This window comes from Bacteroides sp. NSJ-48 (assembly GCF_014287405.1).
Classification (GTDB): domain Bacteria; phylum Bacteroidota; class Bacteroidia; order Bacteroidales; family Bacteroidaceae; genus Bacteroides; species Bacteroides stercoris.
On record NZ_JACOOD010000054.1, the window covers coordinates 1 to 23347 of the forward strand.

General features: G+C 49.9%; 21 protein-coding genes. 17 read left to right on the forward strand and 4 right to left on the reverse strand.

The window, feature by feature from the left end:
* The first annotated feature begins 283 nt into the window (after positions 1-283).
* The 5 genes from H8S52_RS17370 to tsf all read left to right on the forward strand — a co-directional run bounded on the left by H8S52_RS17370 (position 284) and on the right by tsf (position 4100).
* Positions 284-775, forward strand: a complete 492-nt coding sequence (locus H8S52_RS17370) for a DUF4488 domain-containing protein (RefSeq protein ID WP_005658332.1) — start codon at positions 284-286, stop codon at positions 773-775.
* Between the two features lie 337 nt (positions 776-1112).
* Positions 1113-1574, forward strand: a complete 462-nt coding sequence (rplM, locus tag H8S52_RS17375; RefSeq protein WP_016661616.1) for a 50S ribosomal protein L13 — start codon at positions 1113-1115, stop codon at positions 1572-1574.
* A gap of 6 nt (positions 1575-1580) precedes the next feature.
* Positions 1581-1967: a 30S ribosomal protein S9 gene (gene rpsI, locus H8S52_RS17380; protein ID WP_004288304.1), complete on the forward strand. Its 387-nt coding sequence runs from the start codon at positions 1581-1583 to the stop codon at positions 1965-1967.
* 177 nt (positions 1968-2144) lie between these two features.
* Positions 2145-2981, forward strand: coding sequence for a 30S ribosomal protein S2 (gene rpsB, locus H8S52_RS17385; protein ID WP_005658322.1), 837 nt, complete (start codon positions 2145-2147; stop codon positions 2979-2981).
* Positions 2982-3107: 126 nt separating this feature from the next.
* Positions 3108-4100, forward strand: a complete 993-nt coding sequence (gene tsf, locus H8S52_RS17390) for a translation elongation factor Ts (protein WP_005658319.1) — start codon at positions 3108-3110, stop codon at positions 4098-4100.
* Between the two features lie 90 nt (positions 4101-4190).
* On the opposite strand, the gene H8S52_RS17395 is transcribed toward tsf, so the two are convergent.
* Positions 4191-4550, reverse strand: coding sequence for a translation initiation factor (locus H8S52_RS17395; protein ID WP_022104285.1), 360 nt, complete (start codon positions 4548-4550; stop codon positions 4191-4193).
* A gap of 169 nt (positions 4551-4719) precedes the next feature.
* Here H8S52_RS17395 and H8S52_RS17400 point away from each other — a divergent pair, with 169 nt between their 5' ends.
* The 4 genes from H8S52_RS17400 to H8S52_RS17415 all read left to right on the forward strand — a co-directional run bounded on the left by H8S52_RS17400 (position 4720) and on the right by H8S52_RS17415 (position 7681).
* On the forward strand, positions 4720-5376 hold the full coding sequence (locus H8S52_RS17400) for a redox-sensing transcriptional repressor Rex (RefSeq protein ID WP_005658317.1): 657 nt from the start codon (positions 4720-4722) through the stop codon (positions 5374-5376).
* A complete protein-coding gene (locus tag H8S52_RS17405; RefSeq protein ID WP_060385877.1) occupies positions 5376-5993 on the forward strand; it encodes a fumarylacetoacetate hydrolase family protein in 618 nt (205 codons plus the stop codon). Before H8S52_RS17400 ends, H8S52_RS17405 begins: the two co-directional genes overlap by 1 nt.
* Before the next feature lie 158 nt (positions 5994-6151).
* Positions 6152-6631 carry a 2-C-methyl-D-erythritol 2,4-cyclodiphosphate synthase gene (gene ispF / locus H8S52_RS17410; protein WP_005658315.1) on the forward strand — a complete coding sequence of 160 codons (480 nt, stop codon included), beginning with the start codon at positions 6152-6154 and terminating at the stop codon, positions 6629-6631.
* A 30-nt stretch (positions 6632-6661) separates the two neighbouring features.
* Positions 6662-7681: a metallophosphoesterase family protein gene (locus H8S52_RS17415; protein WP_186910304.1), complete on the forward strand. Its 1020-nt coding sequence runs from the start codon at positions 6662-6664 to the stop codon at positions 7679-7681.
* Here the strand turns inward: H8S52_RS17415 and H8S52_RS17420 are convergent, their stop codons facing one another.
* Positions 7682-9040, reverse strand: coding sequence for a glycoside hydrolase family 28 protein (locus H8S52_RS17420; RefSeq protein ID WP_186910305.1), 1359 nt, complete (start codon positions 9038-9040; stop codon positions 7682-7684). It abuts the gene before it with no gap.
* 356 nt (positions 9041-9396) lie between these two features.
* On the opposite strand from H8S52_RS17420, the gene H8S52_RS17425 reads away from it, so the two are divergent.
* Both H8S52_RS17425 and H8S52_RS17430 read left to right on the forward strand, forming a co-directional pair.
* Positions 9397-10632: a site-specific integrase gene (locus H8S52_RS17425; RefSeq protein ID WP_004291422.1), complete on the forward strand. Its 1236-nt coding sequence runs from the start codon at positions 9397-9399 to the stop codon at positions 10630-10632.
* A gap of 11 nt (positions 10633-10643) precedes the next feature.
* Entirely contained in the window at positions 10644-11006 is a 363-nt protein-coding gene (locus H8S52_RS17430) for a hypothetical protein (protein WP_004291423.1), read from the forward strand.
* Positions 11007-11083: 77 nt separating this feature from the next.
* Here the strand turns inward: H8S52_RS17430 and H8S52_RS17435 are convergent, their stop codons facing one another.
* Both H8S52_RS17435 and H8S52_RS17440 read right to left on the reverse strand, forming a co-directional pair.
* On the reverse strand, positions 11084-11389 hold the full coding sequence (locus H8S52_RS17435; RefSeq protein WP_004291424.1) for a helix-turn-helix domain-containing protein: 306 nt from the start codon (positions 11387-11389) through the stop codon (positions 11084-11086).
* A 31-nt stretch (positions 11390-11420) separates the two neighbouring features.
* Positions 11421-11720 (reverse strand): helix-turn-helix domain-containing protein, encoded by a 300-nt coding sequence (locus H8S52_RS17440; protein WP_004291426.1) that lies wholly within the window; start codon positions 11718-11720, stop codon positions 11421-11423.
* A 201-nt stretch (positions 11721-11921) separates the two neighbouring features.
* On the opposite strand from H8S52_RS17440, the gene H8S52_RS17445 reads away from it, so the two are divergent.
* From H8S52_RS17445 to H8S52_RS17470, 6 genes are all read left to right on the forward strand, one after another.
* A complete protein-coding gene (locus tag H8S52_RS17445; RefSeq protein WP_004304264.1) occupies positions 11922-12284 on the forward strand; it encodes a helix-turn-helix domain-containing protein in 363 nt (120 codons plus the stop codon).
* A 3-nt stretch (positions 12285-12287) separates the two neighbouring features.
* On the forward strand, positions 12288-12638 hold the full coding sequence (locus H8S52_RS17450) for a helix-turn-helix domain-containing protein (RefSeq protein ID WP_004291454.1): 351 nt from the start codon (positions 12288-12290) through the stop codon (positions 12636-12638).
* 20 nt (positions 12639-12658) lie between these two features.
* Entirely contained in the window at positions 12659-14230 is a 1572-nt protein-coding gene (locus tag H8S52_RS17455) for a DUF3945 domain-containing protein (protein ID WP_004291455.1), read from the forward strand.
* 60 nt (positions 14231-14290) lie between these two features.
* A complete protein-coding gene (gene topB, locus H8S52_RS17460) occupies positions 14291-16378 on the forward strand; it encodes a type IA DNA topoisomerase (protein WP_004291456.1) in 2088 nt (695 codons plus the stop codon).
* Between the two features lie 162 nt (positions 16379-16540).
* Positions 16541-16993, forward strand: a complete 453-nt coding sequence (locus H8S52_RS17465; RefSeq protein WP_004304266.1) for a DUF1896 domain-containing protein — start codon at positions 16541-16543, stop codon at positions 16991-16993.
* Positions 16983-22799 (forward strand): N-6 DNA methylase, encoded by a 5817-nt coding sequence (locus H8S52_RS17470; RefSeq protein ID WP_004291462.1) that lies wholly within the window; start codon positions 16983-16985, stop codon positions 22797-22799. Before H8S52_RS17465 ends, H8S52_RS17470 begins: the two co-directional genes overlap by 11 nt.
* Positions 22800-23347 lie beyond the last annotated feature (548 nt).

Consider the following 23347-nt stretch of genomic DNA (forward strand, 5'->3'; position numbering starts at 1 on the left):
TAAACTGATAAAAGAAGGAAAGGGGCTCATTACAGTTGCCAAATATATGTTTATGGGACTATTTATAACCCGATATAATTGGAATATAGCAACTTGTTGCCAAATGCATGAGGAAAAAGTAGCATAGCCAAAAGAAAATATAGCAGAACTTAAAATATAAATGAGGTTGTGCCAACGTTTTGACACAACCTCTTTTTTATCGGATAAACTGTTATTTTCTCGAAATAAATCTTTATATTTGTGTCAATAGGAATGGCATAGCGTTAACCAATATCATACGAATATGAAAAAGAATTATTTCTTTACCATGCTGGCAGTGGTGCTGCTTGCGGTAACAGGAGTCCGGGCGCAGGATAAGGCTGCTTTTGAGCCGGCGCATCTGGAAGGTATTTGGCAGTTGTGTCATTATGTGTCTGAAAATCCGGAAATTCCCGGAACATTGAAGCCGAGTAATACATTTAAGGTACTGAGCGATGACGGTCGCATTGTTAACTTCACGATACGGCCCGGTGCAGATGCCATTATTACGGGGTATGGTACCTATCGGCAAATATCGGGTACAGCCTATAAGGAAAGTATCGAGAGGAACATCCATCTGCCTATGTTGGATAATAAGGACAATATCCTTGAATTTGAAATGGGTGAGGGAGGTGTGATGTACCTGAAATATTTTATCGCGAAAGATTTAAACGGAAATGAACTGAATACATGGTTCCATGAAACATGGAAACGGGTAAATATGCCATCCGCGTTTCCGGTAGACATTGTTCGGTAGTATAAAACGAATGTTGTTTTATGTCCCTTGCGCAAATCCGGAAAATTTTCTGTTTATAAGTGTTTGCGTGTGCGGGCGGGAACTTTTGAAATTCTCTTCTGAGGAAATACAGATTTCCTCGGAAGAGAATTTCTTTTTGTTGTATATCAGCCAAGTGCAAATCAAAAAAAAGAAGAAAACGTTTGCCAGTTATAAGAAAATCCGTACCTTTGCAAGCCGATTATTATCTCATAAGGATAAGCATTTAATTCATAGCGGATTAATCTCCCTTTGTCCGAGGTGGTTGATTCGTGGTGAAGCAAAAATTTAGTAGTAACATTTAAAAAAACAATTAAGAGTGGATACTTTAAGTTACAAGACCATTTCTGCAAACAAAGCTACAGTGACTAAAGAATGGGTCATTGTTGACGCTACAGACCAGGTATTGGGTCGTCTGGGCGCAAAAGTTGCGAAACTGTTGAGAGGAAAGTATAAACCTAACTTTACTCCTCACGTAGATTGCGGCGATAATGTAATCATTATCAATGCCGACAAAGTAAAATTAACCGGTAACAAGTGGAATGACAAGGTATATCTGTCATACACAGGCTATCCCGGCGGTCAGAGAGAAATTACTCCTGCTCGTTTGCAGGCAAAACCGAACGGTGATGACAAGTTGCTGAGAAAAGTAGTAAAGGGTATGTTGCCTAAAAATAAGTTGGGCGCCAAATTGCTGGGTAATATGTATGTATATGCCGGCAGCGAGCACAAACATGATGCTCAGAACCCGAAAATGATTGATATTAACGCACTTAAATAAGAGATAATGGAAGTAGTAAATGCATTAGGCAGACGTAAAAGTGCAATTGCACGTATTTTCGTAAGCGAAGGTACTGGAAAGATTACTATTAACAAGAGAGACCTCGCAGAGTACTTTCCATCAAGCATTCTTCAGTATGTAGTTAAACAACCGTTGAACAAGCTGGGTGTTGCTGAAAAGTACGACATCAAAGTAAACCTCTGCGGTGGCGGTTTCACCGGACAGTCTCAGGCATTGCGTCTTGCAATTGCTCGCGCTTTGGTGAAAATCAATGCTGAAGATAAAGCTGCTCTCCGTGCTGAAGGCTTCATGACTCGCGATCCCCGTTCTGTTGAACGTAAGAAACCGGGACAGCCGAAAGCTCGTCGTAGATTCCAGTTCAGTAAACGTTAAGAGTTGGAGAACGGTTGGGGCGGACAAGTTGCTTAATTCTCGACTTTCACCTCTCAACTCTCAACTGAAAAAGCGTTTAGTATCTAAACTACCGGGACTCTTCATTCGGATAGGCTACCCGGCGGTTGGTTTAGAAAAAACAAAAAAGAAAGTAAACGATTTAAAGATTAAAACAAAATGTCAAGAACTAATTTTGATACATTATTGGAAGCCGGTTGTCACTTCGGTCACTTGAAAAGAAAGTGGAACCCTGCAATGGCTCCTTATATCTTCATGGAGCGCAATGGTATTCATATCATTGACCTCAACAAGACGGTTGCTAAAATTGACGAAGCTGCTGAAGCTTTGAAGCAAATCGCTAAATCAGGAAAGAAAGTCCTGTTTGTTGCTACTAAAAAACAAGCTAAGCAGGTGGTTGCCGACAAGGCTGCATCTGTAAATATGCCTTATGTAATCGAGCGCTGGCCGGGTGGTATGTTGACCAACTTCCCGACAATCCGTAAGGCTGTGAAGAAGATGGCTACTATCGATAAGTTGACTAACGATGGTACTTATTCTAATCTCTCTAAGAGAGAAATCCTGCAAATCTCCCGTCAACGTGCCAAGTTGGACAAGACGTTGGGTTCTATCGCTGACCTGACTCGTCTGCCGTCTGCTTTGTTCGTTATCGACGTAATGAAGGAGAATATTGCAGTTCGCGAAGCCAACCGTTTGGGTATTCCCGTATTCGGTATCGTTGATACCAACTCCGATCCTACGAACATCGACTTCGTTATTCCGGCAAACGATGACGCTACCAAGTCGGTAGAAGTTATCTTGGATGCTTGCTGCGCTGCTATGCAGGAAGGTCTGGAAGAACGTAAGGCTGAGAAGGTAGACATGGAAGCTGCCGGTGAGGCTCCTGCCAACAAAGGCAAGAAGAAAGCTACAAAAGCAAGACTCGACAAGTCTGACGAGGAAGCAATCAACGCAGCTAAAGCTGCCGCTTTCATTAAGGAAGACGAAGAGGCTTAATTCATAGTGGAGAGTTGAGAATTGAAAGTTGAGAGTTACTTTACAGCAATTCTCAATTCTCTATTCTCAGCTCTTTTTCGCTTTTTAGAACGATATTTATTAACTAAAATATAAAGGAAAGATAGTATGGCTGTAAGTATGGCTGATATAACCAAGCTCCGTAAAATGACCGGTGCTGGTATGATGGATTGCAAGAATGCATTGAACGATGCAGAAGGCGATTTCGATAAGGCAATGGAAATTATCCGTAAAAAAGGACAGGCTGTTGCTGCTAAGCGTTCAGACCGTGAAGCTTCTGAAGGCTGCGTTTTGGCTAAGACTACTGGTGACTTTGCCGTTATCATCGCTTTGAAGTGCGAAACCGACTTCGTAGCTCAGAATGCCGACTTCGTGAAACTGACTCAGGATATCCTTGACCTTGCCGTTGCCAATAAGTGCAAGACGTTGGATGAAGTAAAAGCCCTGCCGATGGGTAACGGTACTGTACAGGATGCAGTAACCGACCGTAGCGGTATCACAGGCGAAAAGATGGAACTCGACGGTTATCTGACTGTAGAGGGTGCAACCACGGTTGTGTACAACCACATGAACAGAAACGGTCTTTGTACGATTGTTGCTTTCAACAAGAATGTTGACGAACAGTTGGCTAAGCAAGTGGCCATGCAGATTGCTGCCATGAATCCGCTGGCTATCGATGAAGACGGTGTTTCTGAAGAAGTTAAGCAGAAAGAAATCGAAGTTGCTATCGAGAAGACAAAAGCTGAACAAGTACAGAAGGCTGTTGAGGCTGCTTTGAAGAAAGCCGGCATCAACCCTGCTCACGTTGACAGCGAAGACCACATGGAAAGCAACATGGCTAAGGGATGGATTACAGCTGAAGACGTAGCAAAGGCAAAAGAAATCATTGCTACAGTTTCTGCTGAAAAAGCTGCACACCTGCCGGAACAGATGATTCAGAATATTGCTAAGGGTCGTCTGGGTAAATTCCTGAAAGAAGTTTGCCTGCTGAACCAGGAAGATATCATGGATGGCAAGAAGACTGTAAGAGAAGTGCTGAAAGAAGCTGACCCTGAATTGAAAATCGTTGATTTCAAGCGTTTCACTTTGCGTGCTGAATAATTCCGTACGGATGTAAATATATGGAAACGGTCGCATGGAAATATCCATAGCGACCGTTTTTCTTTATTATGTTTTTAAAGCAGCAGTGAGTTATCCCACCGTTTTGGTCTGTGCATACCCCTCTTTCTTTAGTAATTCCAGTACTTTTTGCTTAAAGTCTCCTTGCACAATGATTTCTCCGTCTTTGGCGCTTCCTCCCACACCGCATTTACTTTTAAGGAATTTGCCCAGTTCTTTCAAATCGTCTTCCGTACCGATAAATCCGGTAACGAGAGTTACAACTTTACCGCCCCGGTTCTTGCGGTCCAATTGTACGCGCAGACGTTGTTGGGACGGTTGGAGAGTGGTTTGCTCTTCTTCATCGTCCAATTCGTATTTGAAGTCGGGGTTGGTTGAATACACTACATTCAGTCTGTCTTTCCAATCGTTCTCTTTTGGTTTCTTAGCCATATATACTTGTTTTAATTTTCTCACAAAAGGAGTCCAAAAATACGGTTTTACAAGGAACTTTGCAATCACAGGTAGAAATAATGTTAACCTTTTGTCATAGATATATTATAGATTGGAAAAAAAGCACTACTTTTGTCAGTCATAATATTGAGAACTTAAAGGAAAAGCTATGAACAGTCAGTTACAAAAGAAAGACTCTACAAAGGTGCCGGAACCTACCTTGCGCCGGCTTCCGTGGTATCTTTCCAATGTAAAATTGCTTAGAAAAAGAGGGGAGCGTTTCGTTTCTTCTACTCAAATTTCCAAAGAAATCAATATTGATGCCTCTCAGATAGCAAAGGACTTGTCATATGTCAATATTTCCGGCCGTACCCGTGTGGGGTATGAGATAGATACGCTGATTGCCGTGCTGGAAGATTTTTTGGGATTTACCAATATACATAAAGCATTTCTTTTCGGTGTGGGAAGTTTGGGTGGTGCATTGCTGCGAGATTCCGGTTTGAACCATTTCGGTCTGGAGATTGTGGCAGCATTTGATGTAAATCCCGATTTGGTAGGGACAGCATTGAATGGCATTCCAATCTATCATTCCGATGATTTTGAAGAGAAAATGCAGGCATATGACGTCAATATCGGTGTGCTGACAGTACCTATTGAGATTGCGCAGAAAATTACGGATACGATGGTGGCAGGCGGCATTAAAGCCGTATGGAATTTTACTCCGTTCCGTATCCGTGTGCCGGAAGATATAGTGGTTCAGAACACTTCGTTGTATGCACATCTGGCAGTAATGTTTAACCGTTTGAATTTTAATGAGATAAGGTAATGAAGATCATAGCAGTAGGGATGAATTATGCACAGCACAATAAGGAGCTTGGGCATACTCAGGAGAATAGTGAACCTGTTATCTTCATGAAACCCGACTCGGCTATTTTGAAAGACGGCAAGCCGTTTTTTGTTCCCGACTTCTCCCATGAAGTTCATTACGAAACGGAAGTTGTGGTACGTATTTGCCGGTTAGGTAAGAATATAGCTCCCCGTTTTGCGCATCGTTATTATGATGGGGTGACGGTAGGCATTGATTTTACAGCCCGTGACTTGCAGCGGAAATTCCGTGAAGCCGGTAATCCGTGGGAGCTGTGCAAAGGGTTTGACAACTCAGCGGCTATCGGTACGTTCATTTCTTTGGAACAAGCTGGTGGAGACTTGCAGAATTTGGATTTCCATCTCGATATAGATGGTTGTGAAGTACAACGTGGCAATACGGCAGACATGCTTTTCAAGATAGACGATATAATAGCCTATGTCAGTCGTTTTATGACTTTGAAGATTGGTGATTTACTGTTTACAGGTACCCCTGCCGGAGTAGGGCCCGTCAGTGTCGGTCAGCATTTACAAGGTTATTTAGGCGGGGAAAAGCTGCTTGATTTCCATATCCGCTGATTTCGTCAGCTCTTTCATACTCCTTTGTATTAGGCTGTAAGACTTGCTGTTTGTTTTTAGGTACGTAATCCCTCTCATTAAGGAAAAATAGCAGAATATCTTTGAGCCGATAGTGAATAATGCCTACTTTAGCACGTTTATTATATAATTGAAAAGATATGAAGATACGTGTTGGTTTTGGCTTTGATGTTCACCGGCTGGTGACAGATAGAGAACTTTGGTTGGGTGGTGTACGCCTGGAGCATGAGAAAGGTCTCTTGGGACATTCGGATGCAGACGTGCTGATACATGCTATTTGCGATGCATTGCTGGGTGCGGCGAATATGCGCGACATAGGCTATCACTTTCCCGATACGGCAGGCGAATTTAAAAATATAGATAGTAAGATATTGTTGAAGAAAACGGTGGACCTGATAGGTAGTAAAGGGTATTCCGTTGGTAATATTGATGCGACAATCTGTGCGGAACGACCCAAGTTGAAAACTCATATACCCGCCATGCAGCAGACTCTTTCTGCTGTGTTGGGGATTGATGAAGACGATGTATCCGTGAAGGCTACCACTACGGAGAAGTTGGGTTTTACAGGACGGGAAGAGGGAATATCGGCTTATGCAACTGTCTTGATAGTCAAAGAATAAACGAACTCCGAATCAAAATCAGAAAATACTATGAAACAATTTGCTTTGCCCCTTTGTATGGTACTGCTGTCCGTAATGTTCTGCCGGGCGCAGATAAAGCCCTTGAAATTCGATAAAAACGGGGAATTCAAAATAGTGCAGTTTACCGACGTGCATTTCAAATATGGTAATCCTGCCTCGGATATTGCCTTGAAGCGTATCAATGAAGTGCTTGATGCAGAACGTCCCGACCTGGTTGTATTTACCGGTGACGTGGTGTATGCGAAGCCGGCAGAAACAGCCATGCGTACGGTACTTGCTTGTGCTTCTTCCCGCAAAATTCCTTTTGTTGTGACTTTTGGCAACCATGACAATGAACAGGATAAGACGCGTGCCGAATTATATGATGTCGTTCGCTCTGTTCCTTATAATATTCAGCCGGACAGAGGTGAGGCCGATTCACCCGACTACGTGCTTGCATTGCAGGCTTCCGACAGTAATCGTGATGCAGCTTTGTTGTATTGTATGGATTCGCACTCCTACTCCCGGCTGCCGGATGTGAAAGGATATGCCTGGTTTACCTTTGATCAGGTAAACTGGTATCGTAGCCAGAGCGCTGCTTATACGGAAAGAAATGGCGGAAAGCCTTTGCCTGCTCTGGCTTTTTTCCATATTCCCCTACCCGAATATAATCAGGCTGCGGCTGATGAGAGTGCCATATTGATAGGCACGCGTATGGAAAAGGCTTGTGCTCCGCTCCTGAATACCGGCATGTTTGCCGCCATGAAAGAAGCCGGTGATGTAATGGGTACCTTTGTGGGGCACGACCATGATAATGATTATTCCGTTATGTGGCACGGCATCCTGTTGGCTTACGGGCGTTTTACAGGTGGAAATACGGAGTATAACCACCTGCAGAATGGTGCCCGTGTTATTCTGATGAAAGAAAACGTCCGCACATTCACTACCTGGATTCGTACCAAAGGGGGGGAGATTGTAGACAAAACGATTTATCCGGACAGCTACCGGAAAGACGATTGGCGTAAGCGTCCGCCGGTTGGAGAGAAGTAATCAGGGGGCAGTTACTTTTTCTCCGTTTACTACTACATTGTCCAGCGTCAGGTTCACCACATTCTCCATTTGTATCGCTTTGGGAGCTTTCTTTACGTTGATGTTCCGCAGGGTGATGTTGTGCAGTTTGGCTTCAGGCAGTCCGTTAGCCATGAGTGCTACGCTGTCCACGCGGTTACAGGTTACATCTTCAATGCAGATGTTGCGGAATAGTGTAGGATGGTTGCCGCCCCGATACCCGTGGTAGTTCGTGCGGAAATTGATAACACCCCACAGGCAGACATCGGCTTCGATGCGCCGCATATTCAGGTTTTCGAAATAGCCGCCTCTGTCCGGATTGGACTTGAAATATATACCGTTACGGCAACTGTCTATCTTGCAGTCCTCAATATAGATATTCCGCACTCCGCCCGACATTTCGCTTCCGACAGTGATGGCCCAACGTGCGAAATGACAGTTGCGGATGATAACGTTTTCCGTAGCCTGACCGATGCGCCAGCCGTCCTGGTCGCGCCCTGATTTGATAGCGATGCCGTCGTCACCAACGTTGAAATCCATACCTTCTATCAGTACATTGGTGCAGGATTCCGGGTCGCAGCCGTCATTATTGTAATTGTTGCTGTCGATATATACATTCCGTACGGTTACGTTGTCGCAAAATACGGGATGAATGATCCAGAAGGGAGAATCGTAAATTTTTAAATCTTCTACCAATACGTTCTTGCAACCGTAAAATTGTATCATACAGGGACGCAGATAGTGTCCTTCTCCGAATACGCGTTGGTATACAGGAACGGAATCGATACCCATCTGGCGCAGACGGTCTACGGCAGGACCTTGTATGGCATGCCAGCCGTTGAAAGTCACCGAACCGTTTCCGTCGATAGTTCCTTTGCCGGTTACCGCGACATTTGTACATTGGTATGCGTAGATAAAGGGGGAGTAGTTGAAACATTCTGTTCCTTCCCATTTTGTCAGTACCATAGGCAGGTAGTCGGCGGCTTCGGTAGAGAATTCCAGACGTGCTCCTTCGGCGATGTGCAGGTTTATGTTACTTTTCAGTGTAATGGCTCCTTTGATGAAATAATTTCCTGCGGGAATGAGTACGGTACCGCCACCGTTCGTGTTACAATGACTGATGGCTTGGAGGATGGCGGGACGGCTGTCGAAAGTTGTATCGCTCTTTGCTCCGTAGTCGGTTACATCATAAACAGTATCGGCGAATACGGGCAGTACGATATTTTTTAGTATTCCGGGTACTTTTGCCCATTCTCCGGCCGTTTTCCGGGAGGAGGATGTGGTGCAGGCTCCCATCACCAATAGGAGGGATAAGCACCAGAGTGCAGTTTGTTTTTTCATGGTATTACGTATTTAAATATGTGAATTGCAAAGTTACTACAAAAAAGTGAAATGCGGAAAGATATAGTGATAGAATTGAGTTACAAGGGTTTTGGTTGAAGTGGCGATAATCCGTGAAGCCATTACAATCCCTGCCGAAGCCAAATCCTGACGCCGCTACGTTACTTGTTCGTAACCATGCCCGAAAATGCGACAAACGGGTACGAATAGCGAAACAAGGCTCTAAGGAATAGTGAGTTATCCATAACTCATGCGAAAAATCAGGTTACGGAAAAAGATTGCGCCGTTCCTCCCCGTTTTGCGTACCAACACCGGACTCTTCACCAACTAATTTTGAAACCCAAAAATTAAGGACAATGAAGAGTACATTTTCAGTAATCTACTACCTCAAGCGTCAGGTAGTGAAAAAGGACGGGACAGTTCCCGTCATGGGACGCATCACGGTGGACGGCAGCCAGACACAGTTCAGCTGCAAACTGACTGTCGATCCGAAACTGTGGGACACCAAAGGTGGACGTGTCACGGGCAGAAGCACGGCGGCACTCGAAACGAACCGTATGCTTGACAAGATGCGGGTACGCATCAACAGGCATTATCAGGAAATCATGGAGCGTGACAACTTCGTCACGGCGGAGAAGGTGAAGAACGCCTTTCTCGGACTGGAACACCGCTACCACACGCTGATGCAGGTGTTCCGCCAGCACAACGAGGACTACGAGAAGCAGGTGGAGGCAGGCATGAAAGCCAAAGGCACGCTGCTGAAGTACCGCACCGTTTACAAGCACATGCAAGAGTTCCTCGACATCCGCTACCATGTGAAGGACATCGCCCTAAAAGAGCTTACCCCGGCTTTCATCTCCGACTTCGAGATGTTCCTGCGCACGGACAAGCACTGCTGCACCAATACCGTGTGGCTGTACGTCTGCCCGTTACGGACGATGGTATTCATCGCCATCAACAACGAGTGGCTGACGCGCGACCCGTTCCGCGAGTATGAAATCAAGAAGGAGGAAACAACACGCAGTTTCCTGACCAAAGATGAGATCCGCCTGCTGATGGAGGGGAAACTGAAAAACGCCAAACAGGAATTGTACCGCGACCTCTACCTGTTCTGCGCCTTCACGGGGCTGTCGTTCGCGGATATGCGCAACCTTACGGAAGAGAATATCCGCACCTACTTCGACGAACACGAGTGGATAAACATCAACCGCCAGAAAACGGGCGTGGTGTCCAACATCCGCCTGCTCGACATCGCCAACCGCATAATCGGCAAATACCGGGGACTGTGCGGGGACGGCAGGATATTTCCCGTTCCGCATTATAACACGTGCCTTGCCGGTATCCGTGCCGTCGCCAAGCGTTGCGGCATCACCAAGCATATCACGTGGCATCAGAGCCGCCACACGGCAGCCACGACGATATTCCTCTCCAACGGTGTTCCCATCGAAACGGTCAGCTCCATGCTCGGACACAAGAGCATAAAGACGACGCAGATTTACGCAAAGATAACCAAAGAGAAGCTCAATCAGGACATGGAGAACCTTGCCGCAAGATTGAACGGCGTCGAGGAATTTGCAGGTTGCACCATCTAAAAAGAAAAGCCATGAAACGTGACACAATCATCATCGAGGACAAGGCAGTCAGCGTAACCGGTAACGACGTGTGGATGACCGCCACCGAAATAGCCGGATTGTTCCATACGACCGTCCCGGCAGTGAACGCCGCCATCAGAGCCGTCCGCAAGTCGGACGTGCTGAACGACTACGAGGTGTGCCGCTACATGCAGCTTGAAAACGGGCTGCACGCGGACGTGTACGCCCTTGAAATCATCATCCCGGTCGCTTTCAGGGTGAATACCTACAACACCCACCTGTTCCGCACATGGCTGGTGGGAAAGGCACTCTCACAAGAGAAACGGCAGACATACGTGATGTTCATACAGAACGGAAAAGCCGGGTATTGCTGATTGCACATACCCCATAAGACAAGTAAACGGGTAGCACCACAAAAGGTGTCACCCGTTTACTTTTTCATGAAACCGCCTCACTCCAGCGGCTTGCGGTAGTTCGCTTCCAGTACCCCGCGCAGCCCCGTTTCCGGGTAAAGCACCTTCCCTCCCAAAAGTATGAAGGGCAACACGCGGTTGTTGCGGTATTCCTGCAAGGTGCGCCGGCTCACACGGAGCAGTTCCGACACCTCGCCGTCCGTCAGGTAACGTTCCCCGTCCAGCGGAGGACGGTAGCTTTCCAGAAATGCGGACAGCCATTTCGAGCCTTTGCGCATATCCTGCACCACAGAGGCTATCGGCTCGTCTTCCATCGTAAAAACATCGTTGTTCTCGTTCATCATAACTTCGGATTCAGTGGGTGAATAAATCAAATCATCTGCCGTGCGGATAGAGCGTGCCGACAAGCGGTATCAGCCGCTTCACCTCCTCTGGCTTGTAATAGAACCTGCGGTTTATCTGCGAGTAGCCGATAAGCCGCCTGTCACGCAGCGTCTGCAACGTGCGCGGGCTTATTCTCAACTGCCCGCAGACCTCCTCGCCCGTGAGCCATCTTTCCATGCGCCCCGTGTCGCTTTTGCGCCTCAGGGCGGCGACCTTCTCCGAGAGTGCGCCGAATGCCGCCACCATCATCTCGAAAGTCTTTTTCTCGATAGATACTATTTCCATATTCATGTCATTTAGAGTTTGCCGCAAAGGTAACGAAACGGCATACAAGACGTATCGTTTTCCGCTGAAAGGCTGCCTGTTGCGCCGTTTGACCGGGTTACGGAGCCATCTTCCGCAAAAATCTTACGTGAGTCACGTAGTGAGTTGTTAAAGCCCCTTTTGTTTATTGCCGAATTTTGTCGCAGAAACAAAAAGAAAGGACTGAACATGAAAGTGATAACAATGGAAAGTTCCGCCTACAAGGAGATGATGGCGCAGATTGCGAACATCGCAGGGTACATCCGCGAGGCAAGGGACGAGAAGAAACGGAAGCGGGAAACCGAAGACAAGCTGCTTGACACGGCACAGGCGGCGAAGATGCTCAACGTGAGCAAGCGCACCATGCAGCGTATGCGCACCGACCACCGTATCGAGTATGTGGTGGTACGCGGAAGCTGCCGCTACCGCCTTTCCGAGATACTGCGGCTATTGGAGGACAACACAGTAAGGAACGAGGAAGGGACAATAGACACCCTGTTCCACAACCACACGCTGCGCACGGGCGGCAAACCAAAAGGAAGGAGGACATAGGTCATGGAACTGCTCACACGAAACAACTTCGAGGGCTGGATGCAGAAGCTGATGGAACGGCTCGACCGTCAGGACGAACTGCTGCTGGCGATGAAGGCTGAGGGGAAACAGCCCACTATCACGGAAAGCATCCGCCTTTTCGACAATCAGGATTTGTGCATGTTGCTCCAGATAAGCAAACGCACCCTCCAACGCTACCGCAGCGTAGGCGCATTGCCCTACAAGACGCTGGGCAAGAAGACCTATTACAGCGAGGAGGACGTGCTGACATTCCTTTCCAACCATATCAAGGACTTCAAAAAGGAAGATATAGCCTTCTACAAGGCTCGTATCCATAATTTCTTTCATAAATAACCCATTAAAACATTTTTCAGATGGCAAAGAAAAAAGACGAAAAGGACGTGCTGGTAGTCCGTGACGAGAAGACAGGCGAGATCAGCGTGGTAGCCGGGCTGAACGCGGACGGCACACCCAAGCGCACCCCCGCAAAAGCGGAGAACGCGCAGAGTTTCCTGCAATTCGACCGACATGGCGACGTGCTGGACAACTTCTTCAAGAACTTCTTCCGGCAGTGCAAGGAACCCAGCCGCTTCGGTTTCTACCGCATTGCGGCAGACCAAGCTGAAAATCTCTTAGAGGTGATGAAGCAACTGCTGAAAGACCCCGAAGCGAACAAGGAGCTGCTCGCCCCTCACAAGGTGGACACCTCCGACTATGAGAAGAAGGTGCAGGAAGAGATGGCAGCACAACAGACAGAGAAACAAGAACCTCAAAAACAGGAGAACATGGAACAACGGAAAGAACAGCAACAGGACAAATCCGAACAGATGCAGGGCAAACGTGGCTACCAGCCCATCGACGAGAGTAAAATCAACTGGCAGGAGCTGGAGGACAGATGGGGCGTAAAGCGGGACAACCTTGAAAAGTCCGGCGACCTTACGAAGATGCTCAACTATGGCAAGTCCGACTTGGTAAAGGTCAAACCGACCTTCGGCGGCGAATCATTCGAGCTGGACGCCCGCCTCTCCTTCAAGAAGGACGGTGAGGGAAACATCAGCCTCGTGCCGCACTTCATCCGCAAGGAGCAGAAGCTGGATGAGTACAAGGAACACAAATTCTCCGACAATGACCGGAAGAACCTCCGCGAAACGGGCAATCTCGGTAGGGTCGTGGACATTGTGGACAGGGAAACGGGCGAGATCATCCCCTCCTACATCAGCATCGACCGCAAGACGAATGAAATCACGGACATTCCGGCAAGCAGGGTGCGCATCCCGGAGCGCATCGGCAAGACGGAAATCACCACGCAGGAGCGGGACATGCTCCGCGCCGGACTGCCCGTACGCGACAAGCTCATCGAGCGCAACGACGGCAGAAAGTTCGTCACCACCCTGCAAGTGAACGTGGAGCAGCGCGGCGTGGAGTTCGTGCCGGGAACCGGCAAGTCGCCCCGTACCGCACAGACACAGGAAACCAAAGGCGACACATCGAAAAGTCAGGCGCAGGGCGGGGAAAATGCCGCACAGACCAAGAAGGAGCAACGCCGCAACACGTGGACGAACGAGGACGGCAGCATCCGCCCCATCAGCAAATGGAGCGGCGTGAGCTTCACCGACCAGCAGAAAGCCGACTATGTGGCGGGTAAAGCCGTGAAGCTGGAGAACGTGACCGACAAGCAGGGCTTCCATGCCACGATGTATATCAAGTTCAACCCGGAGAAGGGACGCCCGTACCGCTACGACACGAACCCTGACAATGCACAGCAGGTTGCTCCGTCCAACGAGAGCCGCACGCAGGTGGCGGTGAACAACGATGGCAAGACCAACGAGGCTACAAAGAATCTGAGAGAGCCGTTGCAGAAAGGTCAGACCAACCCGAAGGACGCCCGCCAGCAACAGCAGCAGGAGAAGCCGCAGAAGAAAACGGGCAAGGGCATGAAAATGTAATCCCGTGTCCGCCACTGAATCCAAAATAAAATCCAAAGTATCAACAAAAAAGAAGAAGACATGAAGACAATCATTGCAGAAAAGCCCTCCGTGGCACGTGAAATCGCCCGCATCGTGGGCGCGACAAAGAGAGAGGAAGGATATTTCGAGGGAGGCGGTTATGCCGTGACATGGGCATTCGGACACCTCGTTCAGCTTGCCATGCCCGACGGCTACGGCGTGCGCGGATTTGTCCGTGACAACCTCCCGATTATTCCCGACACATTCACGCTCGTCCCCCGTCAGGTCAGGACGGAGAAAGGTTACAAGCCCGACAGCGGCGTGGTGTCGCAGATAAAAGTCATCAAAAGACTGTTCGACACAAGCGAACATATCATCGTGGCGACCGATGCCGGACGCGAGGGAGAGCTTATCTTCCGCTACCTCTACCACTATACGGGTTGCACCACTCCTTTCGTGCGCCTGTGGATCAGCTCTCTCACCGACAAAGCTATCCGCGAGGGACTGCGGAAACTCGAAGACGGCAGCAAATACGACAACCTCTACCTCGCCGCCAAAGCGCGGAGCGAATCCGACTGGCTCGTGGGCATCAACGGCACACAGGCGTTATCCATCGCCGCCGGACACGGCACGTATTCCGTGGGGCGGGTGCAGACACCAACGTTGGCTATGGTATGTGAACGCTACTGGGAGAACCGCCGCTTTACGTCCGAAGCATTCTGGCAGCTCCATATCGCAACGGACGGTTGCGACGGCGAAGTCGTGAAATTCTCATCCTCCGAGAAATGGAAAGAGAAAGAACCGGCGATGGAACTATATAATAAGGTAAAGGCGGCAGGTTGCGCCACTGTCACGAAAGCCGAGCGCAAGGAGAAGACGGAGGAAACTCCCTTGCTCTACGACCTGACCACGCTCCAGAAAGAAGCCAACGCCAAGCACGGCTTCACGGCGGAACAGACGCTTGAAATCGCGCAGAAACTCTACGAAAAGAAGTTGATAACCTATCCGAGAACGGGAAGCCGCTACATCCCCGAAGACGTGTTTGCCGAAATTCCCAAACTGCTCGCTTTCATCGGCACACAGCCCGAATGGAAAGACAAGGTGCGGGCAAAAGCCGCCCCGACACGCCGCAGCGTGGACGACGGCAAGGTGACAGACCACCATGCCCTGCTCGTCACGGGTGAGAAACCGCTCTTCCTCTCCAAAGAGGACAATACCATCTATCAGATGATTGCCGGGCGCATGGTCGAGGCATTCTCTGAGAAATGCGTCAAGGATGTGACCACTGTCACGGCGGAATGTGCCGGAGTGGAGTTTACCGTAAAAGGCAGCGTCGTGAAGCAAACCGGATGGCGTGCCGTCTATGGCGAGGAAAAAGAGGAAATTACCATCCCCGGCTGGCAGGAAGGCGACACGCTGACACCGAAAGGCTCGTCCATTACCGAAGGAAAGACCAAACCCAAGCCGCTGCATACCGAAGCCACCCTGCTCTCGGCAATGGAAACGGCGGGCAAGGAAATTGAGGACGACGCACTGCGGCAGGCGATGAAGGACTGTGGCATCGGTACTCCCGCCACACGCGCCTCCATCATCGAAACGCTTTTCAAGCGCGGTTACATGGAACGCTGCAAGAAGTCGCTTGTTCCCACCGAAAAAGGACTTGCCCTCAATTCCGTCGTCAAGACGATGCGCATCGCCGATGTTGCCATGACGGGCGAATGGGAAAAGGAGCTGGCGCGTATCGAGCGCGGGGAACTGTCCGACGACACCTTCCGCAAGGAGATAGAGGCGTACACACGTGAGATAACCTCCGAACTGATCTCGTGCGACAAGCTCTTCGGCAGCCGTGACTCCGGCTGCGCGTGTCCCAAGTGTGGCACGGGCAGGATGCGGTTCTACGGCAAGGTGGTACGCTGCGACAACACGGAGTGCGGACTGCCCGTGTTCCGGCTGAAAGCGGGACGCACCCTGTCCGACGATGAAATCAAAGACCTGCTCACCGAAGGGCATACCAAGCTGCTCAAAGGGTTCAAGAGCAAACAGGGCAAGAGTTTCGATGCTGTTGTCGCCTTTGACGGGGAATATAACACGACTTTTGTGTTCCCGGAGGCTAAAAAGGACAAGAAATTTTCAGGACGGAAGAAATAGTATTAACTTTGCCACTTGTTCAGAGTAATGAATTGTTCTTCGATACCGGATTACACTCATACTTTGGATTTAGTGGTGGCACTCGGAGGGATACCGAGTGCCTTTTTCTTCCTTTTTCCAACCGATTATCCCGTTAATTATCAATCCGCTAAATCCAAAGTAATGAACAACAAGAAGAAAAACGAGGGTCAGACCGACTTTTCCTATTACGGTCTGTACCTGCTGGACTATCTCCGCACGAACAAGTTTGAACAGGCTGACGACACCGCTTTCATACGGGAACGGGCCGACCGTGCCGCCGAAACGTATGAGAGGGCACGGCTTGAAGGCTATCCCGCCGATGGTGCGCAGGAACTGGCGATGGACACGCTGCTGCGCGGGCTGCATTATTCCCGTTACGCCATCCTCCGCGAAGTCGTGGAAAACGAGTTTGCCGATGAAGTGCCGGAAGAGAAGCGTGAAGCCTTTGTCCTGAAACTGCTGCCGCTTGTCGGCAACGTGTTCTCCGTCTATGACCTCTCGGATGACAATTTCGCCCTGTCTTCCGATTACGACCTGCTCTACACGGAGCTGACGGGAGCAACCGTCCTTTACTTAGACGAATATGGCGTTTAACCGCAAACAGAAACTGCGGGACAACATCGAGGCGATACGGACGGCATTCATCCTTGACAGGGAAAATAGGACAGCGACAACCGAAGAGCGTGCCATACTTCAAAGGTACTGCGGTTTCGGCGGTCTGAAATGTATCCTCAACCCTGCAAAGGAACTGACGGATGCCGTCCGGTGGGCGAAATCCGACCTCGAACTGTTCGCCCCGACGGTGGAGCTGCACAGGCTTATCCGTGAGAACAGCAAGGACGAAACAGAGTACAAGCGGTTTGTGGATTCGCTGAAAGCGTCCGTGCTGACCGCTTTCTACACCCCCAAAGAGATAACCGACACCATCGCGGACGTGCTGGCAGATTACAGCGTCCGCCCCGCCCGTATGCTCGAACCGTCGGCAGGTGTCGGCGTGTTCGTGGATTCCATGCTGCGGCACAGCCCCAATGCGGATGTGATGGCTTTCGAGAAGGATCTGCTCACGGGTACAATCTTGAGGCATCTCTATCCCGACCAGAAAATGCGCACCTGCGGTTTTGAGAAAATCGAAAGACCGTTCAACAATTATTTCGACTTGGCGGTGTCCAACATTCCGTTCGGTGACATTGCCGTGTTCGACGCGGAGTTTCAGCGGAGCGACTCTTTCGGCAGACGCTCCGCCCAGAAAACCATCCACAACTATTTCTTTCTCAAAGGACTGGATGCCGTGCGTGACGGCGGTATCGTGGCGTTCATCACCTCGCAAGGGGTATTGAATAGCACCAAGACCTCCGTGCGTAACGAGCTGTTCAGTCAGGCCAATCTGGTATCCGCGATACGCCTGCCCAACAACCTGTTCACGGACAACGCGGGCACGGAGGTGGGCAGTGACCTGATTGTCCTGCAAAAGAACCTCAGCAAGAAGGAAATGTCGCAGGACGAGCGGCTGATGACCGTGATACAGACGGACACGAAAACCGCCCTGACCGACAACGCCTATTTCATCCACCACCCGGAACGCATCGTGCATACGATGGCGAAACTTGACACAGACCCCTACGGGAAGCCCGCTATGGTTTATCTGCACGAGGGCAAGGCAGCAGGCATCGCCGGGGATTTGCGCCGTATGCTCGACGAGGATTTCCATTACAGGCTTGCCATGCGCTTGTATTCGGGTTCAATCCGGCAGGCAGGAACGGAAGAAAAAGTTGCCGTTCAAAATAAAGTAGAGCGTCCTGCCATAAAATTGGAAACAGTATCCTCGGCGCAGACGGTGGAAACTCCGACAGAAAAGCCGCAACCCGCAGATGAAAAGCCGGAGATAGAACCGCGCCCGCAATATTCCGCAGGCGTGCAGCTCACCCTGCTTGACCTCTGGGGGATGACGGAAGAGGTCAGCCAACCGAAAACCTCCAAAAAGAAAAAGACGGTGAAAAAGGCAGTTACGGCAAAGTCCACTCCGCCCAAACCGAAAGTCACGGTTACACCGACAGCTCCAACTGCAAAACCCGCAATGGAGAATAAGGAGGTGAAAGCGGAGAACACCGCCAAGCCTGCCGACCCGGACGACATCTATGCCACACTGGACTGGGATACCAATCCTCCCATCAACGGTTTCTATGAAATGATGATGGGTTTGACGCCGGAGCGTAGGAAAGAACTTCGGGAACTGGCAAGGCAGCATAACGAGAAACAAGTGGCGGAAAAGACGGAAGTGAAAGCCGTGCCGGAAACTTCCCGTGAGCAGCCACGACAGGAGGAAACACAGCCGGAGGCAGTCGCCGCACCTGCCGTTACAGATACCCCATCGGAAGCGGTGGGGACTTTCCTTTTCCCCGACATCGAAGCGGAAAAGCCGAAGGAGGAAGTCGTGGACCTTTCTCCGCGTGCCTACCACCGCACGCCGGAGATGCACCTGCGCGAAGGGTCGCTGGTGGCTGACCGGGGGCGTCATAACATCGGCTACCTGAAAGACATCACGCCATACGGGGCGACATTCCAGCCGCTCGACCTGAAAGGATACCAGAAGGAAAAGGCGTTGTTGTATGTGTCGCTGCGTGACGCCTACGAGCGTCTGTACCGTTATGAATCGCTCCGGCGCGAGGCAAATGTTCCGTGGCGAGAGCATCTGAATACCTGTTACGATGAGTTTGTCATGCGCTACGGCAACCTCAACGCCAAGCAGAACGTGAAGTTAGTGATGATGGATGCGGGCGGGCGCGACATCCTTTCGCTGGAACGGATGGAAAACGGAAAGTTCGTCAAGGCGGACATCTTCGAGCATCCTGTTTCCTTCGCGGTGGAGAGCCATGCCAACGTAGGCTCTCCCGAAGAAGCCCTGTCTGCGTCGCTCAACAAATATGGTACGGTCAATCTCGACTATATGCGGGAGATAACCGACAGCACGGCGGAGGATTTGCTCACTGCCCTGCAAGGGCGCATCTACTACAATCCGCTCGTGACCGGTTACGAAATCAAAGACCGTTTCATCGCCGGAAATGTCATAGAGAAAGCGGAACGCATAGAGGCATGGATGGGTGACAATCCCGAAAATGAGCGTATGCCGGAGGTGAAGCAGGCGTTGGAGGCTCTGAAAGATGCCGAGCCGCAGCGCATCGCCTTCGAGGATCTGGACTTCAATTTCGGGGAACGCTGGATTCCGACGGGTGTCTATGCCGCCTACATGAGCCGGCTGTTCGACACGGAGGTGAAAATCGCCTATTCCGCAAGCATGGACGAGTTTTCGGTGGTGTGCGGCTACCGCACCATGAAAATCACGGACGAGTTTCTGGTGAAGGGGTATTACCGGAACTATGACGGTATGCACCTCCTAAAACACGCCCTGCACAACACCTGCCCTGACATGATGAAGTCCATCGGCAAGGACGAGCATGGCAACGACATCAAGATGCGCGACAGCGAGGGAATACAACTCGCCAACGCCAAGATTGACGAGATACGAAACGGCTTCTCCGAATGGCTCGAAGAGCAGTCGCCGCAGTTCAAGGAGCGGCTTGTGACGATGTATAACCGCAAGTTCAACTGTTTCGTGCGCCCGCGCTACGACGGCTCCCATCAGACCTTTCCCGACCTCAACCTGAAAGGGCTGGCAAGCCGGGGTATCAAGAGCGTCTATCCCTCACAGATGGATTGCGTCTGGATGTTGAAACAGAACGGCGGCGGAATTTGCGACCACGAGGTGGGAACCGGTAAGACGCTGATAATGTGCATCGCCGCGCATGAGATGAAGCGTCTGAATTTGGCACACAAGCCGATGATTATCGGGCTGAAAGCCAACGTTGCGGAGATTGCAGCCACCTATCAGGCGGCATATCCCAACGCACGTATTCTGTACGCTTCGGAGAAGGACTTTTCGACCGCCAACCGTGTGCGCTTCTTCAATAATATAAAGAACAACGACTACGATTGCGTCATCATGTCGCACGACCAGTTCGGCAAGATACCGCAGTCGCCGGAATTGCAGCAGCGCATCCTGCAAGCAGAGCTTGACACGGTGGAGGAAAACCTCGAAGTGCTACGGCAGCAGGGAAAGAACGTGTCGCGGGCGATGCTGAAAGGATTGGAGAAGCGCAAGCACAACCTTGAAGCGAAGCTGGAGAAGGTGGAACACGCCATAAAGTCACGCACGGACGACGTGGTGGATTTCAAGCAGATGGGCATCGACCACATCTTCATAGATGAGAGCCACCAGTTCAAGAATCTGACTTTCAACACGCGCCACGACCGTGTGGCGGGATTGGGAAACAGCGAGGGAAGCCAGAAGGCACTTAACATGCTCTTTGCCATACGCACCATACAGGAGCGCACAGGAAAAGACTTGGGTGCGACCTTCCTCTCCGGCACGACTATCAGCAACTCACTGACTGAATTGTACCTGCTGTTCAAGTACCTGCGCCCGAAGGAGCTGGAACGGCAGGACATAAGGTGTTTCGACGCTTGGGCGGCGATATTTGCCAAGAAGACGACGGATTTTGAATTTAACGTGACGAACAATGTGGTCCAGAAGGAGCGTTTCCGCTACTTCATCAAAGTGCCGGAGCTTGCCGCCTTCTATAATGAAATCACGGACTACCGCACGGCGGAGGATGTGGGCGTTGACCGTCCTGCCAAGAACGAGATACTGCACCATATACCGCCCACGCCGGAACAGGAGGACTTCATACAGAAACTGATGCAGTTCGCCAAGACGGGCGATGCCACCTTGTTGGGCAGGCTGCCGCTTTCGGAAACGGAAGAAAAGGCGAAGATGCTCATCGCCACGGACTATGCCCGGAAAATGGCACTCGACATGCGCATGATAGACCCGAATTACGAAGATCATCCCGACAACAAAGCGAGTCACTGTGCCAAGATGATCGCGGAGTATTATCAAAAATACGACGCCCAGAAAGGCACGCAGTTCGTTTTCTCTGATTTGGGGACATACCAGCCGGGCGACGGGTGGAACGTCTATTCGGAAATCAAGCGCAAACTGACGGAGGACTACGGTATACCGCCAAGCGAGGTGCGCTTCATTCAGGAGTGCAAGACCGACAAGGCGCGGAAGGCGGTGATAGACGCCATGAACGCCGGGACGGTGCGTGTGCTGTTCGGCTCTACCTCTATGCTCGGAACGGGTGTGAACGCCCAGAAACGGTGTGTGGCTATCCATCATCTCGATACGCCGTGGCGACCGTCCGACTTGCAACAGCGTGACGGACGCGGAGTTAGGGCAGGTAATGAGATTGCCAAACATTTCGCCGGGAACAACGTGGATGTAATCATCTACGCGGTGGAGAAGTCACTGGACAGCTACAAGTTCAACCTCCTGCACTGCAAGCAGACTTTCATAAGCCAGCTCAAAAGCGGTGCGATGGGTGCGCGTACCATCGACGAGGGGGCAATGGACGAAAAATCGGGCATGAATTTCTCGGAATACATGGCGTTGCTCTCCGGCAATACCGACCTGTTGGACAAGGCGAAACTGGAAAAGCGGATCGCATCGCTCGAAGGGGAACGCAAGTCGTTCAACAAGGGCAAGCGTGATTCGGAGTTCAAGCTGGAGTCAAAGACCGGCGAGTTGCGCAACAACACGGCTTTCATAGATGCCATGACGGAGGACTGGAACCGCTTCCTGTCGGTGGTGCAGACCGACAAGGAGGGCAACCGCCTTAATATAATAAAGGTGGACGGAGTGGATTCCGCCGATGAGAAGGTCATCGGAAAGCGTTTGCAGGAGATAGCCAAGAATGCCACGACCGGAGGGTTGTACACGCAGGTCGGTGAACTTTACGGTTTTCCGATAAAGGTGGTGAGCGAAAGGATACTCAAAGAGGGATTGGAGTTCACCGACAACCGCTTCGTGGTCGAGGGGAACTACAAGTACACCTACAACAACGGGCATCTGGCGATGGCTGACCCGTTGGCCGCCGCCCGCAACTTCCTCAACGCGATGGAGAGGATACCCTCCATCATCGACCAGTACAAGGCGAAGAACGAGGTGCTGGAGATGGAGATACCGCAGTTACAGGAGATAGCGGGTAAGGTGTGGAAGAAGGAGGACGAGCTGAAGCAGTTGAAGTCCGAACTTGCCGCCCTTGACCGAAAAATTCAGCTGGAGCTTGCGCCACCCACGCCCGAAGTCGCAGAAAAGGAGAATGAAGGGCAACAGCTCAAGCCGGAAGCGGAAGATGTGAGGAACAGGCAGGCGCAATATCCCGAAAATGCACCGCCGCAGATACGCAGTCCGGCGGATAGTATCGTTGCCAACCATGTCATAATCGGGCGTCCGGGACTGTATGCCAAGGAGGAAACCCGGTCCAAAGGATTGAAAATATAACCTAAGGAATTTTATCTGAAGTATTAATAAGGGCTATCCCAAAAGGTCTAAAAGTAAATTTTATCCTTTCTGCAAGTATCTATAGGATGGCAACTGCATTTTTTTCTTTTTGGGCAGCCCTTATTAAAATTTATTCTTATTTTAGGTTATATACATTCATGTCCATTTATGTAAAAAATTCCTGCTGACCTTGTTTATGTCTTGTCAGTCACCATTTGCAAAACCATATTTGACCCTCAAAGAGGCTGAATTTGATAAGTAACTTGCTACATACTCATAATAAGGAGCTAAATAGAACACGAATGGGAAATACACAAATGCTAAACTAAAGAAGATATTGGCCAAAATAAACGCTATACCGAGAGAGAAACTTGATTTTTCAACTTCCTAAAACGGTGTTGTTCAAACATTTCTACTTATTTGTACTTGCCAGTTGAACCTACGCTTCCCTAATAAAATGTCTATGGTAAAAAGTTAAAAAATCCTCCCACTTTTGTTAGATATATTTTTTTGTGTAATTTTGTAATCGTTATGCGGCAGTAATAATA

Coding starts and splice junctions, on each gene's coding strand:
- H8S52_RS17445 (WP_004304264.1), top strand. CDS start 11,922: ATGAAAGTGATAACAATGGAAAGTTCCGCCTACAAGGAGATGATGGCG.
- H8S52_RS17430 (WP_004291423.1), top strand. CDS start 10,644: ATGAAACGTGACACAATCATCATCGAGGACAAGGCAGTCAGCGTAACC.
- H8S52_RS17370 (WP_005658332.1), top strand. CDS start 284: ATGAAAAAGAATTATTTCTTTACCATGCTGGCAGTGGTGCTGCTTGCG.
- H8S52_RS17405 (WP_060385877.1), top strand. CDS start 5,376: ATGAAGATCATAGCAGTAGGGATGAATTATGCACAGCACAATAAGGAG.
- H8S52_RS17450 (WP_004291454.1), top strand. CDS start 12,288: ATGGAACTGCTCACACGAAACAACTTCGAGGGCTGGATGCAGAAGCTG.
- H8S52_RS17425 (WP_004291422.1), top strand. CDS start 9,397: ATGAAGAGTACATTTTCAGTAATCTACTACCTCAAGCGTCAGGTAGTG.
- tsf (WP_005658319.1), top strand. CDS start 3,108: ATGGCTGTAAGTATGGCTGATATAACCAAGCTCCGTAAAATGACCGGT.
- H8S52_RS17465 (WP_004304266.1), top strand. CDS start 16,541: ATGAACAACAAGAAGAAAAACGAGGGTCAGACCGACTTTTCCTATTAC.
- topB (WP_004291456.1), top strand. CDS start 14,291: ATGAAGACAATCATTGCAGAAAAGCCCTCCGTGGCACGTGAAATCGCC.
- H8S52_RS17420 (WP_186910305.1), bottom strand. CDS start 9,040: ATGAAAAAACAAACTGCACTCTGGTGCTTATCCCTCCTATTGGTGATG.
- rpsB (WP_005658322.1), top strand. CDS start 2,145: ATGTCAAGAACTAATTTTGATACATTATTGGAAGCCGGTTGTCACTTC.
- ispF (WP_005658315.1), top strand. CDS start 6,152: ATGAAGATACGTGTTGGTTTTGGCTTTGATGTTCACCGGCTGGTGACA.
- H8S52_RS17395 (WP_022104285.1), bottom strand. CDS start 4,550: ATGGCTAAGAAACCAAAAGAGAACGATTGGAAAGACAGACTGAATGTA.
- H8S52_RS17440 (WP_004291426.1), bottom strand. CDS start 11,720: ATGAATATGGAAATAGTATCTATCGAGAAAAAGACTTTCGAGATGATG.
- H8S52_RS17455 (WP_004291455.1), top strand. CDS start 12,659: ATGGCAAAGAAAAAAGACGAAAAGGACGTGCTGGTAGTCCGTGACGAG.
- H8S52_RS17400 (WP_005658317.1), top strand. CDS start 4,720: ATGAACAGTCAGTTACAAAAGAAAGACTCTACAAAGGTGCCGGAACCT.
- rpsI (WP_004288304.1), top strand. CDS start 1,581: ATGGAAGTAGTAAATGCATTAGGCAGACGTAAAAGTGCAATTGCACGT.
- H8S52_RS17470 (WP_004291462.1), top strand. CDS start 16,983: ATGGCGTTTAACCGCAAACAGAAACTGCGGGACAACATCGAGGCGATA.
- H8S52_RS17415 (WP_186910304.1), top strand. CDS start 6,662: ATGAAACAATTTGCTTTGCCCCTTTGTATGGTACTGCTGTCCGTAATG.
- H8S52_RS17435 (WP_004291424.1), bottom strand. CDS start 11,389: ATGATGAACGAGAACAACGATGTTTTTACGATGGAAGACGAGCCGATA.